At 52.0% G+C, this 15,062-nt stretch carries 14 protein-coding genes; 9 read left to right on the top strand and 5 right to left on the bottom strand.

All coding sequences use genetic code 11. From position 1 onward, the window contains the following. Window positions 1-129 precede the first annotated feature (129 nt). The 9 genes from rluE (at window position 130) to CKQ54_RS11025 (ending at window position 9,317) form a co-directional block, all read left to right on the top strand. Window positions 130-756 (top strand): 23S rRNA pseudouridine(2457) synthase RluE, encoded by a 627-nt coding sequence (gene rluE, locus CKQ54_RS11065; RefSeq protein ID WP_120160662.1) that lies wholly within the window; start codon window positions 130-132, stop codon window positions 754-756. Beyond that, complete coding sequence (locus CKQ54_RS11060; protein ID WP_112291088.1) at window positions 749-1,195, top strand: NUDIX hydrolase; 447 nt, start codon at window positions 749-751, stop codon at window positions 1,193-1,195. The genes rluE and CKQ54_RS11060 overlap by 8 nt, the downstream gene beginning before the upstream one ends. A gap of 247 nt (window positions 1,196-1,442) precedes the next feature. Continuing rightward, window positions 1,443-2,552 (top strand): tRNA 2-thiouridine(34) synthase MnmA, encoded by a 1,110-nt coding sequence (mnmA, locus tag CKQ54_RS11055; protein ID WP_120160660.1) that lies wholly within the window; start codon window positions 1,443-1,445, stop codon window positions 2,550-2,552. A gap of 190 nt (window positions 2,553-2,742) precedes the next feature. Continuing rightward, window positions 2,743-3,369, top strand: coding sequence for a high frequency lysogenization protein HflD (gene hflD / locus CKQ54_RS11050; protein ID WP_112291091.1), 627 nt, complete (start codon window positions 2,743-2,745; stop codon window positions 3,367-3,369). A gap of 23 nt (window positions 3,370-3,392) precedes the next feature. Then, a complete protein-coding gene (purB, locus tag CKQ54_RS11045) occupies window positions 3,393-4,763 on the top strand; it encodes an adenylosuccinate lyase (protein WP_120160658.1) in 1,371 nt (456 codons plus the stop codon). Window positions 4,764-4,969: 206 nt separating this feature from the next. Then, entirely contained in the window at window positions 4,970-5,644 is a 675-nt protein-coding gene (gene phoP, locus CKQ54_RS11040) for a two-component system response regulator PhoP (RefSeq protein WP_095921366.1), read from the top strand. Between the two features lie 31 nt (window positions 5,645-5,675). Continuing rightward, entirely contained in the window at window positions 5,676-7,130 is a 1,455-nt protein-coding gene (gene phoQ, locus CKQ54_RS11035) for a two-component system sensor histidine kinase PhoQ (protein ID WP_120160656.1), read from the top strand. A gap of 159 nt (window positions 7,131-7,289) precedes the next feature. Then, window positions 7,290-8,411 carry a ribosomal protein uL16 3-hydroxylase gene (locus CKQ54_RS11030; protein ID WP_120160654.1) on the top strand — a complete coding sequence of 374 codons (1,122 nt, stop codon included), beginning with the start codon at window positions 7,290-7,292 and terminating at the stop codon, window positions 8,409-8,411. 405 nt (window positions 8,412-8,816) lie between these two features. After that, the gene (locus CKQ54_RS11025) at window positions 8,817-9,317 is read left to right on the top strand and encodes a hypothetical protein (protein ID WP_147412480.1); all 501 of its coding nucleotides are present in this window, start codon (window positions 8,817-8,819) and stop codon (window positions 9,315-9,317) included. 239 nt (window positions 9,318-9,556) lie between these two features. Here the strand turns inward: CKQ54_RS11025 and pepT are convergent, their stop codons facing one another. The 5 genes from pepT to lolC form a co-directional block, all read right to left on the bottom strand. Beyond that, window positions 9,557-10,786, bottom strand: a complete 1,230-nt coding sequence (pepT, locus tag CKQ54_RS11020; protein WP_120160651.1) for a peptidase T — start codon at window positions 10,784-10,786, stop codon at window positions 9,557-9,559. Between the two features lie 153 nt (window positions 10,787-10,939). Continuing rightward, window positions 10,940-11,770, bottom strand: coding sequence for a Sir2 family NAD+-dependent deacetylase (cobB, locus tag CKQ54_RS11015; protein ID WP_112291100.1), 831 nt, complete (start codon window positions 11,768-11,770; stop codon window positions 10,940-10,942). A 63-nt stretch (window positions 11,771-11,833) separates the two neighbouring features. Then, window positions 11,834-13,084 carry a lipoprotein-releasing ABC transporter permease subunit LolE gene (lolE, locus tag CKQ54_RS11010; protein ID WP_112291102.1) on the bottom strand — a complete coding sequence of 417 codons (1,251 nt, stop codon included), beginning with the start codon at window positions 13,082-13,084 and terminating at the stop codon, window positions 11,834-11,836. Further along, window positions 13,084-13,788 (bottom strand): lipoprotein-releasing ABC transporter ATP-binding protein LolD, encoded by a 705-nt coding sequence (gene lolD / locus CKQ54_RS11005; protein ID WP_112291103.1) that lies wholly within the window; start codon window positions 13,786-13,788, stop codon window positions 13,084-13,086. Before lolD ends, lolE begins: the two co-directional genes overlap by 1 nt. Then, entirely contained in the window at window positions 13,781-14,983 is a 1,203-nt protein-coding gene (gene lolC / locus CKQ54_RS11000; protein ID WP_112291105.1) for a lipoprotein-releasing ABC transporter permease subunit LolC, read from the bottom strand. The genes lolD and lolC overlap by 8 nt, the downstream gene beginning before the upstream one ends. Between the last annotated feature and the right edge of the window lie 79 nt (window positions 14,984-15,062).

Raw genomic sequence — 15,062 nt, 5'->3', positions numbered from 1 at the left:
CCTCTCCTTCGAGCGCATTTTTGTTAAAAATTTGTAAGATGCCGGACGATATTACTCGAATATTTCTCGCTAGCCAATCCGAAACATTTTTCAAGTATAATGCGCTAATTCTCTCCAACTTCAATGCCTATGAACCCGCTATCTTTTAAAAATCACAACGTTAAACGTTTCAGCAAAAGGCCTGCCAGAGAACAATCTGCCCCAAAAGGGCCGGGAAAGGTGATTCTTTTCAATAAACCGTTTGATGTACTGCCACAATTCACTGATGAGGCCGGTCGGGCAACGCTTAAAGATTACATTTCTTTAACAGACGTTTATGCCGCAGGTCGTCTGGATCGCGACAGCGAAGGTTTACTGGTGCTGACCAACGATGGCAAACTGCAGGCTGCGCTGACTCAGCCGGGCAAACGTACCGGCAAAGTTTATTATGTTCAGGTCGAGGGCGAACCCGATGACGCCGCAGTAAAATCATTGCGCGAGGGCATCACACTGAAAGACGGGCCGACATTGCCTGCGGGTGCGGAGATTGTCGATGAGCCGGAATGGCTTTGGGCGCGAAATCCGCCAATCCGCGAGCGCAAATCTATCCCGACGGCGTGGCTGAAAATCACGTTATACGAGGGAAGAAACCGTCAGGTACGCCGCATGACGGCCCATGTGGGATTCCCGACGCTGCGCCTGATCCGCTTCAGTATGGGCGAATTCACCCTCGGCGACTTACAACCCGGCCAATGGAAGGAAATTCCGCATGTTTAAACCGCACGTTACTGTCGCCTGCATCGTTCAGGCACAGGGAAAGTTTCTGGTTGTCGAAGAAACCATTCACGGCAAAGTCACCTGGAATCAGCCTGCCGGTCATCTCGAAGCCGATGAAACCTTGGTCAGTGCAGCAAAACGTGAGCTGTATGAAGAAACAGGGATCCGTGCGGAGCCACAATTTTTCCTGGGTTTGCACCAATGGCAGGCACCAGACGCCACGCCGTTTCTGCGTTTCGCCTTTGTGATTGACCTGCCAGAAATGCTGGAAACCGCACCGCAGGATGCTGATATTGACCGTTGCCGCTGGGTGACTGCCGAGGAAATTATCGGTTCTGCGCAACTGCGCTCGCCGCTGGTGGCGGAAAGCATTCGCTGTTATCAGCAATCACCGCGTTATCCTCTGGAAATTCTGCACAATTTCAATCTGCCGGAATAACCCTCCCCTTCCGGTTGTTGCTACGCGGTTAATCAGCGATGCAGCAACCGGCCTGACGTGATAAAATTTTGCGCTTCACGATGTAGCTCGCGTGAAATCTTAGTAAAGCAGTTCCTCTCTGTTCGGTTTCTGTGGTGTTCGGTTTTTTGTGATGTTTTGGATGCGCGCGGCCTTCATCCTCGTGCGACAAGCATCAGAATAAACACCGTCAGTACCGGGCAATTAATTCATGTGTTTCGGGACTATTATGTCTGACAACAGCCAGAAAAAAGTGATCGTCGGGATGTCCGGCGGTGTCGATTCCTCTGTCTCTGCGTACCTTCTGCAACAGCAGGGTTATCAGGTTGAGGGCCTCTTCATGAAAAATTGGGAAGAGGATGACGACGAAGAATACTGCACAGCAGCCACTGACCTTGCGGATGCGCAAGCCGTTTGTGACAAGCTGGGTATTGAACTGCACACCGTGAATTTCGCGGCGGAATACTGGGACAATGTGTTCGAATTATTCCTTGAGGAATATAAAGCCGGACGCACACCAAATCCGGATATCCTGTGCAATAAAGAAATCAAATTCAAAGCCTTCCTGGAATTTGCAGCTGAAGATCTGGGCGCGGATTATATCGCGACCGGTCACTACGTCCGCCGCCAGGATATCGACGGTGTCAGCCATTTGCTGCGCGGCGTTGATGGCAACAAAGATCAGAGCTATTTCCTCTACACGCTCGGTCACGAGCAGGTCGCACAAAGCCTGTTCCCGGTCGGTGAGCTGGAAAAACCTGAAGTTCGTCGTATCGCCGAAGAACTGGATTTAATCACTGCGAAGAAAAAAGACTCTACCGGCATTTGCTTTATCGGTGAGCGTAAATTCCGTGACTTCCTTGGCCGCTATTTACCGGCACAACCGGGCGTGATTAAAAGCGTGGACGGTCAGGTGATGGGACAACATCAGGGGCTGATGTATCACACACTCGGCCAGCGTAAAGGTCTGGGCATCGGCGGCCAGAAAGACGGCAGCGAAGAGCCGTGGTACACGGTGGAAAAGGATGTGGAGAACAACATTCTTTACGTCGCACAAGGACATGAGCATCCGCGCCTGATGAACGTTGGTCTGATTGCCCAACAACTGCATTGGGTCGATCGCAAAACGCTGACCGCCCCGCTGACGTGCACCGTGAAAACCCGTTACCGTCAGGAAGATATTCCGTGCGTGGTGACTCCGCTCGGTGAAGACCGCATCGAAGTGCGTTTCGATGCACCGGTTGCGGCGGTCACGCCGGGTCAGTCTGCAGTATTTTATCAGGGTGAAATCTGTCTGGGAGGCGGGATCATTGAACAGCGCCTGCCGCTTCAGGCCTGATACGCGGTAAATATATCGTTGAATACGGGACGCTTTCGGGCGTCCCGCTTTATTTCTGTCCGTCTGTGATGCCCTGTACTGATTCCGAACTGTGTTTAGAGGCAGTTTTATGGCATGATCTGTCGCCATGAATTTGGGCTATTTCATTGTCACTGCGTCTCATCGTTTCAAAACGCTTACAGGAGTAAACGTGGCTAAAAATTATTACGACATTACGCTGGCTTTGGCGGGGATCTGTCAGGCAGCACGCCTGGTTCAGCAACTGGCACACGAAGGCCAATGCTCGCAGGAAGAAATGTCAGTGTCACTGCGCAGCCTGCTGGAGATGAATCCGGCGTCAACGCTGGCGGTTTACGGTAATAATGAAGCCAATTTGAAGATGGGACTGGAGACGCTGCTGGGTGTGCTGAATGCCAACCGTCAGGGGCCGGGCGCTGAGTTAACGCGTTACGCATTAAGCCTGATGGTGCTTGAACGCAAGCTGTACGCCAATAAAGCCGCCATGAATCAGCTCGGTGAACGTATCGATCAGCTTGACCGCCAGCTGGCGCATTTTGAGCTGGAATCTGAAACGATGATCAGCTCCCTGGCCTCGATTTATGTCGATGTGGTCAGCCCGGCCGGTCCGCGCATTCAGGTCACAGGTTCACCAGCCATTTTACAAAACCCGCAGGTTCAGGCAAAAGTCCGCGCCATCTTACTGGCCGGTATCCGTTCTGCAGTGCTTTGGCACCAGGTCGGCGGTGGCCGCCTGCAATTGATGTTTTCCCGTAATCGCTTGTTTGAACAGGCGAAGAATATTCTCGCTCATTGTTAATAAGATCCCAGGAGTTGCTACCGATGGAATTATCCTCACTGACCGCCGTTTCCCCCGTTGATGGACGCTACGGTGATAAAGTCAGCGCGCTGCGTACTATTTTCAGCGAATTTGGCCTGCTGAAATTCCGTGTGCAGGTTGAAGTACGTTGGCTGCAAAAACTGGCAGCCTGTGCAGAAATCAAGGAAGTTCCTGCTTTTGATGCCGACGCAAACGCTTTCCTCGACCAGATTGTGGCCAATTTTGATGTTAATGACGCTCAGCGCATTAAAGACATCGAAAAAACCACCAACCATGACGTCAAAGCGGTTGAGTATTTCCTGAAAGAAAAAGTGGCGGCCATCCCTGCCCTGCACGCAGTGTCTGAATTCATTCACTTCGCCTGCACCTCCGAAGACATCAATAACCTTTCCCACGCGCTGATGCTGCAAACCGCACGTCAGGACGTTGTACTGCCTTACTGGAAGCAGATTATTGATGCCGTGAAAGATCTGGCGCACAAGTACCGCGATATACCGCTGCTGTCCCGTACTCACGGTCAGCCGGCGACGCCATCCACTATCGGTAAAGAGCTGGCTAACGTCGCTTACCGTATGGATCGCCAGTTTAAGCAGCTGCAAAACGTCGAAATCCTCGGCAAAATCAACGGCGCAGTGGGCAACTACAACGCTCACATCGTGGCGTACCCTGAAGTGAACTGGCACCAGTTCAGTGAAGAATTCGTGACGTCTCTGGGCATCACCTGGAACCCGTACACCACGCAGATCGAGCCGCATGACTACATCGCCGAACTGTTTGACTGTGTGGCGCGTTTTAACACTATCCTGATCGACTTTGACCGCGACATCTGGGGTTACATTGCCCTGAACCACTTCAAACAGCGCACTATCGCGGGCGAGATCGGTTCATCCACCATGCCGCACAAAGTCAACCCGATCGACTTCGAGAACTCCGAAGGCAACCTGGGTCTGTCCAACGCCGTATTGCAACATCTTGCCAGCAAACTGCCAGTTTCCCGCTGGCAGCGTGACCTGACCGACTCCACCGTGCTGCGTAACCTCGGCGTGGGTCTGGGCTATGCGCTGATCGCGTATCAGGCAACCATGAAAGGCGTCAGCAAGCTGGAAGTCAACGAAGCCAATCTGGCCAACGAACTGGATCACAACTGGGAAGTGCTGGCTGAGCCAATCCAGACCGTGATGCGCCGTTACGGTATCGAAAAGCCTTACGAGAAGCTGAAAGAGCTGACCCGCGGCAAACGTGTTGATGCGGCGGGTATGCAGGCGTTTATCGATTCTCTGGAGTTACCGGAAGAAGAGAAAGTCCGCCTGAAAGCCATGACTCCGGGCAACTACATCGGTCGCGCCACCACCATGGTTGATGAACTGAAGTAAGTTTTTGGGGTGTAGATCATGAGGCGGCCTGCGGGTCGCCTTTTTTATGCGCTTTCTGCCAAAAGCCGTTTATAATTCGTTTAGGTTCTGTTGAGGTTTAAGCACATCCGCGTTGACCTCAGGTTGATTAAAATGTTTCTGAATCAATTACAATTGCACTCAGAATATGTAAACCCTTTTGCGTGCTGTCAGGATAAGGAATCACCATGCGAATTTTAGTCATTGAAGATAATGCACTGCTCCGTCATCACCTTTCAGTTCAGTTGCGGGAAATGGGCCATCAGGTGGATGCGGCGGAAGATGCCAAAGAAGCCGACTATTTTTTGCATGAACATGCGCCGGACATAGCGATTGTCGATCTCGGTTTGCCGGGCGAAGATGGGTTGAGCCTGATCCGCCGCTGGCGCAGCCATCAGACCAATCTGCCCATTCTGGTGCTGACCGCCCGTGAAAGCTGGCAGGATAAAGTCGCTGTGCTGGAAGCCGGTGCCGACGATTACGTTACGAAGCCTTTCCATCTGGAAGAAGTGCTGGCGCGTATGCAGGCACTGATGCGCCGTAACAGCGGCCTCGCCTCTCAGGTCATTACACTTCAACCTTTCCAGATTGATTTGTCCCGCCGCGAGCTCACCGTTAACGAACAACCGATTAAACTGACGGCGTTCGAATATACGATTATCGAGACGCTGATCCGCAACGCCGGGAAAGTCGTCAGCAAAGACTCCCTGATGCTTCAGCTTTATCCCGATGCCGAACTGCGCGAAAGCCATACCGTGGATGTACTGATGGGACGGTTGCGTAAAAAATTACAGGCTGAACATCCGGTTGATGTGATCACGACCGTTCGCGGTCAGGGTTATCGTTTCGACATCCGCCCGTAAGGGTATGTTTCTCACCACGAAAGGACGCGCCATGAAAGGACGCACCAGGAAACCCTTCTCCCTTCGCGTCCGTTTTATGATGGCGACCGCGGCAGTTGTTCTTGCGCTGTCGCTGGCCTACGGGCTGGTGGCGGTCGTCGGATATATGGTGAGTTTCGATAAAACAGCCTACCGTTTGCTACGCGGCGAAAGTAATCTCTTTTTCAGCCTGGCTCAGTGGCGCGACAACAAGCTGAGCATCAACGTTCCCCCTGATCTCGACCTCAACACGCCGACGCTGGTGTTTATTTACGACGCCAACGGAAAATTGCTGTGGGCTGAGCGCCGCATTCCCGAGCTGGAAGCGCATATCGATAAAGCGTGGATGAATAAACCGGGCTTCTACGAGCTGGATACCGACACGCAAATCAGCAGCGAAGTGCTGGGCAATAACCCAAAAGCACAGGATAAACTGAAGGACTACGACGAAACCGACGCCAACGCGATGACCCACTCCATTGCGGTCAACACCTATAACGCGACGGCGCGCCTGCCGACACTTAACATTGTTGTGGTGGATACCATACCGCAGGAATTGCAACGTTCAGATCTGGTGTGGGAATGGTTCAGTTATGTTCTGCTGGCAAACCTACTGTTAGTCGTACCGCTGTTATGGCTGGCCGCGTACTGGAGTCTGCGCCCAATCAAAGAGGTCATTCATCAGGTCGCCCAGCTGGAATCTCATGAACGGGAATTGCTGGATGAAAACCCGCCCCGTGAGCTGCGCGGGCTGGTGCGTAACCTGAATATTTTGCTGCACGGCGAACGTGGCCGCTATGATCGTTATCGCACTACGCTGGCGGATCTGACGCACAGCCTGAAAACCCCGCTGGCGGTTTTGCAATCCACCCTGCGCGCTCTGCGTAATGGCAAGCAGATGACCATCGAAGAAGCGGAGCCAGTGATGCTTGAACAAATCAGCCGCATTTCACAGCAAATTGGTTACTACCTACATCGCGCCACATTACGCTCTGAACAGAACCTGTTGATCCGCGAAGTGCATTCCGTGCCGGCGATCCTTGACGGATTATGCTCAGCGCTGAACAAAGTGTATCAGCGCAAAGGCGTAGTGATCACCGTCGATATTTCGCCGGAAATCACCTTTGTCGGAGAGAAGAATGATTTCATGGAAGTCATGGGTAATGTGATTGATAACGCCTGCAAGTACTGTCTGGAATTTGTCGAAATCAGCGCGGTACATACCGAACATGAACTGGTGATTTTGATTGAAGATGATGGCCCGGGGATCCCCGAGAGCAAGCGTGAGGTGATTTTCCAGCGCGGTCAGCGTGCGGATACATTGCGCCCCGGACAGGGTCTGGGACTTTCACTGGCCAACGACATTATTGAACAATACGACGGCAAAATTATCATCAGCGACAGCCCGCTGGGCGGCGCGAGTATGCGTGTCTGTTTCGGCCTGCAACAAGGCATCGAACTGGAGTAATGTTTACCCGACCATTTTGCCAGCATATTTCGGTGCAATCTTAACCATAGTTCGAAATTTGCTGGCAATTGCCCAACTCAGCCGCAACACCTTCCGTTATAATCATTTACAGACAGCCCTCTTCTTTATCCACCCTCCTTTTAATGCAAGGGAAATACTATGGATTACCAACTCGACCTAGACTGGAATGATTTCCTGCAGCGTTACTGGCAAAAACGTCCTGTCGTGCTAAAACGCGGCTTTAAAAATTTTGTGGATCCTATCTCGCCTGACGAACTGGCAGGACTGGCGATGGAAAATGAGGTGGACAGCCGTCTGGTGAGCAATCACGACGGCAAATGGAATGTCAGCCACGGGCCGTTTGAAAGTTACGATCATCTGGGCGAAACCGGCTGGTCGGTGCTGGTTCAGGCAGTCGATCACTGGCACGAACCGTCTTCACATCTGATGACACCGTTCCGCCATATCCCGGACTGGCGCATGGATGACCTGATGATTTCCTTCTCGGTTCCGGGCGGCGGCGTGGGTCCGCATCTGGATCAGTACGACGTCTTTATTATTCAGGGAACCGGCCGCCGTCGCTGGCGTGTGGGCGAAAAAGTCGCCATGAAACAACACTGCCCGCATCCGGATTTGCTGCAGGTTGAACCGTTCGATGCGATTATTGATGAAGAGCTGGAGCCGGGCGATATCGTTTATATTCCGCCAGGTTTCCCGCACGACGGCTATTCGCTGGAGAACTCACTAAATTATTCAGTCGGTTTCCGTGCGCCAAACGCCCGCGAAATGGTCAGTGGTTTTGCGGATTACGTGCTCTCCCGCGAACTCGGCAGTCACCGTTACAGCGATCCGGAACTGATTGAACGTGAAAATCCCGCCGAAGTGCAACCGGCTGAGCTGGATAAGCTGCGCGGCATGATGCTGGATCTGATCAGTAATCCGGCGCATTTCAACAGCTGGTTTGGCGAATTCATTTCCCAGTCGCGTCATGAGCTGGATCTGGCACCGCCGGAACCGCCTTATCAGGCAGGTGAAATTTATGAACTGCTGGAATCCGGTGAAACGCTGGAACGTCTGGGCGGTCTGCGCGTGCTGCGTGTGGGCGATACCTGTTACGTCAACGGTGAAGCGATGACCACGGAACATATCGGCGCAGTGGATGCCATTGCCCGTCACAAAACCGTGACCAAAGAAATGCTGGGTGATGCGCTGGACGATCCTTCATTCCTTGCGCTGCTGTCAGCGCTGGTGAACGGCGGTTACTGGTACTTTAACGACTAATATTAAGAACTATTTAATCTTATTATTAATACAGAATGCTCCGGCATTCTGTATTAATTAAAAAACTTAATATTTTAGTTATTAATGGCTCACCCGCAACTAATAGTAAATTGATATTAGTCAACATCTCTCTCAACCCTTATAATCAGGAAAGATATTTCATTACCAACAATTGGTTATCAAAGGTCAGGCATGCTCTTCACAAAGTTGTTTACAAAAAAAAATGAGTTAACTAAATCCCATACTGTTGCCAGTTACCCTCTCCCGAAATCAGAAGTAAAAAAAACTGAGCTTCACATAAGCCGAAATCTCTCAGCTGAAATAACGCGAAGATTATACGATACAATTAATAAGAATATAGATCGAGATATCCGCAGGTTTGGTAAGTCTGCCATGAATTCGAGTATGCTGGCCGACCTCTCCCGAATGAATTATTATATTGATAATAAAAAAATATCCATTCCGGGTAATGAGACTCAATCTAAAATTAATTTTTCCACTCAGATCATTGAACCCAAAAATCAATGGATTCAGGAACATATTGGTTCGCTGTCTTCTTTCCTGCATCAGGGTATTTTTCCTGATTTTTTTGGCGCTGTGGATAACTGGAAGGCCAGTGATGGCAGCAAGTGGGAGATCGCTATGGTTTCTCTGGATAGAAATAGAACCGATACACGCTTTTATATCTCAAGCACCGGCATGATTAAGTTAATTTCTCAGGCGAATATTTCAAACATTATACTCAGAAATAACGACATTATCATGGTGGATAAAAAACGTAGCCTGTTTAACTTACAGCTCTCGTTCCGGGCAGTAGCCATGCCAGAAAAATGTTTGATCACTACACAAGGTAATGCCGCGGACGGTTGCCGGATGGAGCTCCACGGAATGGAGCTCCTTGAATAATAAACACAATGCTGTCGGGCTTTTACGGCCCGATGAAGTTATCTAAGCCGCAGCAATCGTCTGAAAGGATTAAGGTTCAGAGATTTGGTATGCATACTTATTTTCACGGATACCAAATAAAGATATATTTAGACAGGTTAGCTGTTATAACCAGAGTAAAGGAGTAACACGAGGATAATAAAGAATAATCTAACCAGCCTTATATTGTTTAAAGTTATAACTCAAAGGCTGACCAGGATTTATTTAGATCTTTCCGCCGTCAGTTCCGCAATACGCATAATCACGGAGACCGCTTTTTCCATTCCTTCGAGCGTCACAAATTCGTGTTTACCGTGGAAGTTATAGCCGCCGGTGAAGATATTCGGGCATGGCAAACCACGGAACGAAAGTTGCGCGCCATCAGTACCGCCGCGGATAGGCTTCATGATTGGTTCGATATCGCAATCTTTCATCGCCTGCTGCGCCAGCGCAATAATGTGCGGATGCTGTGCCACTTTGTCGCGCATGTTGTAGTAGTGATCGTCCAGCGTCACTTCGATATAGCAATCGCGATGCAGCCCTTTGCCGACCAGATGCGCGACATCAATAATTTTTTGTTTACGGGCTTCAAACTGCGTTTTGTCGAAATCACGAATGATGTAATGCATTTCCGCGCGCTCAACGTTGCCCTTGATGGTCGTCAGATGGTAGAAACCTTCGTAACCTTCTGTATGCTCGGGCGTTTCATCCGCAGGAAGCTCGTTGTGAAAACGTGTTGCCAGTGACAACGCATTCACCATCACCCCTTTGGCGCTGCCCGGATGCACGTTATTACCGACAATTTTAATCGTGGCCGACGCGGCGTTGAAGTTCTCAAACTCCAGCTCCCCCACTCCGCCACCGTCGACGGTGTAGGACCACTGCGCGCCGAATGCAGGAATATCAAAACTCTGCGCGCCTTTGCCGATTTCTTCGTCTGGCGTGAAGGCGATACGCACCGGCCCGTGCGGAATATTGCTGTTCTTCAGACGCACCATCGCGGTAATAATTTCTGCGATACCGGATTTATCATCTGACCCGAGCAAGGTTTTGCCGTCGGTGGTAATGATCGTGTGGCCGAGAAGCTGATGTAACACGGGGAACATTACCAGTGATAAAATTTCGTCGCCATTTCCCAGTGCAATATCGCCGCCGCGATAATTTTCCACAATTTGCGGATTAACGTGTTTAGCCGTGAAATCAGGCGCGGTATCCAGATGGGAAATGAAACCAATCACCGGTACCTTCCAGGCCACGTTACCCGGCAAGGTTGCCATCACGCAGCCTTTATCGCTGAGAGTGACATCTGAAAATCCCAGTTCTGTCAGTTCATTACGCAGGGCTTGCGCCAGCTTGAGTTGCCCGTCGGTGCTGGGCGTGTGTCTGACATTGGGTTTAGATTGGGTATCGAAAGAAACATAATGAAGAAAACGATCAAGCAACTTATTCATTTGGGTATCCTCTGGCGGCTGGCTTTTATTATGCGCAGCATGAAAACCGTGAATATTGCGTCAGGTCAGTTTTCGCCAAGTTTAACGAGATATGTCTGCGGGACAGGCGCAATTTTTCGCTTTACGGCCATTAAGTCGAAAAAAAAGCCCGGTCTACGACCAGGCTTCGTCTTTCTTCGTCAGAAATTTATGCACAAATTCCGGCACGACCTGACTCGCCAGACCGTAATGCTTCATATCAAACTCGCTTTCTACCTGGCTGGGCTCAAGATTCAGTTCAACCGCACAGGCACCGCCAATACGCGCTTCATGAACAAATCCGGCAGCCGGATAAACATGGCCTGACGTGCCAATCGCCACGAAGAAGTCGGCTTTCGCCAATGCGTCGTAAATCTCGTCCATGCCAAATGGCATTTCACCGAACCAGACAATGTGCGGACGCAGCGGTGCGGGGAACTGGCAGCAATGACAGCGGTCGTCGACACTCAGATCGCCAGGCCACTCCAGCACTTGCCCGGACTGCGTGCAGCGTACTTTCAGCAATTCACCGTGCATATGAATCACACGAGAACTCCCGGCGCGCTCGTGCAGATTGTCGATGTTCTGCGTCACCAGCAGGAAGTTATCGCCGAGCGCTTCTTCCAGCGTGGCCAGTGCATAATGCGCGGCATTCGGTTTGAGATCGTCTGCCTGCAACTGGCGGCGGCGTTCGTTGTAAAAACGCTGCACCAGTTGCGGGTCGCGGCGATAACCTTCCGGCGTCGCCACATCCTCAACACGGTGTTCTTCCCACAAACCGTCTGCGGCGCGGAAGGTACGGATACCGGATTCAGCTGAAATCCCGGCACCGGTCAGCACCACCACAAACGGCTTTTTCAGTGAAGCCGCAGCCATCGAATCACGGTGGAAAATATTCGACCGGAACCGCTGATGGCGAATGCGCTTGTTTTTGCGAAACCGACACAGACGATGACGTGTGCGCATGAAGTGCTCCTTACTCTCTCTGTGTCTGATTAAAACTGCATCAACACTGCATTAATAAAAACATTACTGACCGCCGCTGAGTACGCGGGCAGGATCAATACGGCTTGCGCGACGTGCCGGATACCAGCTCGCCAGCAGGCTCAGGATCAGGGCGGTGACCAGCACGCCCGCAACATCCAGCCAGTGAACTTCAGATGGCAGGAAGTCGATGAAATAAATATCGCCCGACAGGAACTGATGCCCGGTGAGTTTTTGCAAAAAGTTGACGATGTTGGTCAGCTGGAAAGCCGCAATCACGCCAATCACCACACCCGCCACGCTGCCCACCAGCCCTGCCAGTAAACCGTACCAGATGAAGACCGCACGGATAAGCCCGTCTTTTGCGCCCAGTGTGCGCAAAATCGCAATATCGCTGCTTTTATCTTTCACTGCCATCACCAGCGTAGACACAATGTTGAAACAGGCTACGCCGATCACCAGCACCATCGCCATATACATGATGGCGCGGACCATCTGGATATCGCGGTACATATAGCCGTATGTGCCGATCCAACTACTAATGTAGACGTAAGCCTGCGTCACTTCACCCGCATCATGGACTAATTTTTGCGCCGCAAAGACATCATTCACTTTAATATCAATGCCGGTCACGCTGCTGCCCATATCCTGATATTGCTGCGCATCGGCCAGCGGCACCATGCCCAGACTGTGGTCAAGCTGTCCGCTGAGCTGCAAAATCCCGGCGACCTGCAAACGGATGCGTTTTGGCTGTAACAGTTTCATTTCCGGGTCACTGTTAGGGATCATCACCGTCACCCAGTCGCCCTGCTTCACACCCACGGCATCGGCGACGCCTTTACCGAGGATCAGCTGTTGCTGACCGGCTTTAAAGTTCTGCCATGCATTGTTTTGTACAAATTTCGGCGCGGCACTGACTCGCGGTTCGCTCTGCGGATCCACACCTTTCAGCTGGATGGCACGCAGTTTGGCACCGTGCTCAATCAGGCCATTGAACTGGATATACGGCGCGGCGGCCACAATGCCCGGCACTTTTTCCACACGATCCAGAACGCCCTGCCAGTTGTTAAACGGCTGATTCACCGGGCGGATTTCACCGTGTGGCACCACCGCCAGCACGCGCTCTTTCAGTTCACGCTCGAACCCGTTCATGGCGCTCAGGCCGACGATCAATACCGCTACACCGAGCGCGATACCTAACGTTGAAATCACCGAAATCAGCGACACCATGCCGCTGCGGCGACGCCCGCGACTAAAGCGCAGGCCAATCAATAATGAAAACGGAATGCCAGACATTACTTCGCTCCCAGCAACATCGATTCCTGCTGCAGCTTGCCGTCACGCATTTCCAGCTGACGCGTCAGACGGTTGGCCAGTTGCAGGTCATGAGTCACCACCAGAAACGCGGTGCCCTGACGCACATTCAGTTCGCCGAGCAGCTCAAAAATGCTGTCTGCGTTGCGCTGGTCGAGGTTACCGGTCGGTTCATCGGCCAGCACCAGCGAAGGGTTATTCACCAGCGCACGGGCAATCGCCACACGCTGACGTTCGCCGCCGGAAAGCTCGGAAGGACGGTGATTGCTGCGGTGTTGCAGCCCAACCGCCTCAAGCATCGCCAGCGCGCGCTCCTGGACTTCGGCAGATTTCTTTTTGCCGATCAGCAGCGGCATTGCCACGTTTTCCAGTGCGGTGAAATCCGGCAGCAAATGGTGGAACTGATAAATGAAGCCCAGCTCGCGGTTACGCAATTCGGATTTCGCCGAGGAAGACATGCTGTTCAGCGACTGACCTTTGAAAATCACTTCACCAGACGTCGGGGAATCCAGGCCGCCCAGCAGATGCAGCAATGTGCTTTTACCGGAACCGGACGTTCCGACAATCGCCATCATCTCGCCCGGCTGCATGGCGAAGCTCACGTCACGCAGCACGTCGGTGTGCATCTTGCCTTCCTGATAAGTCTTACAGAGGTTTTCACACTGCAATAATAAAGAATTACTCATAACGTAAAGCCTCTGCGGGATGGGTGGCAGCAGCGCGCCAGGAAGGATAAAGCGTAGATAATAAGGCGATTGCCATGGCGACCAGCGCAATGACAACGACCTGAACCGGTTCAATATCGACCGGCAGCGACGCGCCATCAAGCATCAGCCCAATAGCCGGCATAATGGTATTCAGCTGAGTGGCCAGTACCACGCCGAGCACAGCACCGAGCAACGCGCCTATCACACCGGCACTGGCGCCCTGCACCATAAACAGCGCCATAATCTGGCGGCGGCTTAAGCCCTGCGTTTGCAAAATTGCCACTTCGGCTTGTTTCTCCATCACCAGTAAGCCCAGTGACGTAATAATGTTAAACGCGGCGACGGCGACGATCAGACTCAGCAGCAGCCCCATCATATTTTTTTCCATGCGCACGGCCTGGAACAACTCACCGCGACGTTCGCGCCAGTCTTTCCAGCTGGCTCCGTCCGGCAGCTTTTGCGTACTCAGGCTGTCGACGTCCAGCGGTTTATCGAGGAACAGACGCCAGCCGGTCACGTTGCCTTTCGGATATAGCATCAGACGTGAGGCGTCCTGAATGTTCACCAGCATCTGGTAACCATCCACTTCACTGTTGGCGGAGAACGTCCCGATCACATTGAACAGACGCTGGCTTGGCACACGACCGACCGGCGTAAACTGGCTGACGCTGGTGACCATCAGACGCAGCTGATCACCGCGACGCACTTTGAGTTGCTGCGCCAGCTGATCGCCCAGAATGATGTTGTACTGACCGGGTTGAAGTTCCTGCTGTGCAACCCCAATTAAGTATTTCGCGAGCGGATCATGCTGAGTGGGATCCACACCGAGCATCACGCCCACGGCAACGCTGCCGGGACTTTGCAGCACGACATCACCGGTGGTGAGCGGCACGGCGCGGTTAACACTTTTCAGCGCTGACACCTGATCATGGGTGATTTTCTGTGGATCAAGCGATCCGGCCGGTGTGGTGATTAACGCCTGAGGCATCAGACCCAGAATGTTACCTTCCAGATCTTTCTCAAAACCGTTCATCACAGACAATACGGTTACCAGCGCCATCACCCCAAGGGTGATACCAATGGTGGATAACCAGGAGACAAACCGCCCGAAGCGGTCCGAAGCACGCCCGCGCATGTAGCGCAGACCTATAAATAACGCGACAGGTTGATACATAACATCCGTTTTAAGTGCTTGGCCGCAAATAAGTGCGTGGCGCAGACTAAAGTGATCAAGGATAATAAAGGCTAGCACC

Origin of the sequence: Rahnella variigena, assembly GCF_003610915.1 — a bacterium.
Classification (GTDB): domain Bacteria; phylum Pseudomonadota; class Gammaproteobacteria; order Enterobacterales; family Enterobacteriaceae; genus Rahnella; species Rahnella variigena.
This window is presented reverse-complemented; position numbering and strand designations above follow the sequence as displayed.

What these genes read in the sequence shown, in the direction of transcription:
- rluE (WP_120160662.1), top strand. Translation starts at nt 130, where the DNA reads ATGAACCCGCTATCTTTTAAAAATCACAACGTTAAACGTTTCAGCAAA.
- CKQ54_RS11060 (WP_112291088.1), top strand. Translation starts at nt 749, where the DNA reads ATGTTTAAACCGCACGTTACTGTCGCCTGCATCGTTCAGGCACAGGGA.
- mnmA (WP_120160660.1), top strand. Translation starts at nt 1,443, where the DNA reads ATGTCTGACAACAGCCAGAAAAAAGTGATCGTCGGGATGTCCGGCGGT.
- purB (WP_120160658.1), top strand. Translation starts at nt 3,393, where the DNA reads ATGGAATTATCCTCACTGACCGCCGTTTCCCCCGTTGATGGACGCTAC.
- phoP (WP_095921366.1), top strand. Translation starts at nt 4,970, where the DNA reads ATGCGAATTTTAGTCATTGAAGATAATGCACTGCTCCGTCATCACCTT.
- phoQ (WP_120160656.1), top strand. Translation starts at nt 5,676, where the DNA reads ATGAAAGGACGCACCAGGAAACCCTTCTCCCTTCGCGTCCGTTTTATG.
- CKQ54_RS11030 (WP_120160654.1), top strand. Translation starts at nt 7,290, where the DNA reads ATGGATTACCAACTCGACCTAGACTGGAATGATTTCCTGCAGCGTTAC.
- CKQ54_RS11025 (WP_147412480.1), top strand. Translation starts at nt 8,817, where the DNA reads ATGCTGGCCGACCTCTCCCGAATGAATTATTATATTGATAATAAAAAA.
- pepT (WP_120160651.1), bottom strand. Translation starts at nt 10,786, where the DNA reads ATGAATAAGTTGCTTGATCGTTTTCTTCATTATGTTTCTTTCGATACC.
- cobB (WP_112291100.1), bottom strand. Translation starts at nt 11,770, where the DNA reads ATGCGCACACGTCATCGTCTGTGTCGGTTTCGCAAAAACAAGCGCATT.
- lolE (WP_112291102.1), bottom strand. Translation starts at nt 13,084, where the DNA reads ATGTCTGGCATTCCGTTTTCATTATTGATTGGCCTGCGCTTTAGTCGC.
- lolD (WP_112291103.1), bottom strand. Translation starts at nt 13,788, where the DNA reads ATGAGTAATTCTTTATTATTGCAGTGTGAAAACCTCTGTAAGACTTAT.
- lolC (WP_112291105.1), bottom strand. Translation starts at nt 14,983, where the DNA reads ATGTATCAACCTGTCGCGTTATTTATAGGTCTGCGCTACATGCGCGGG.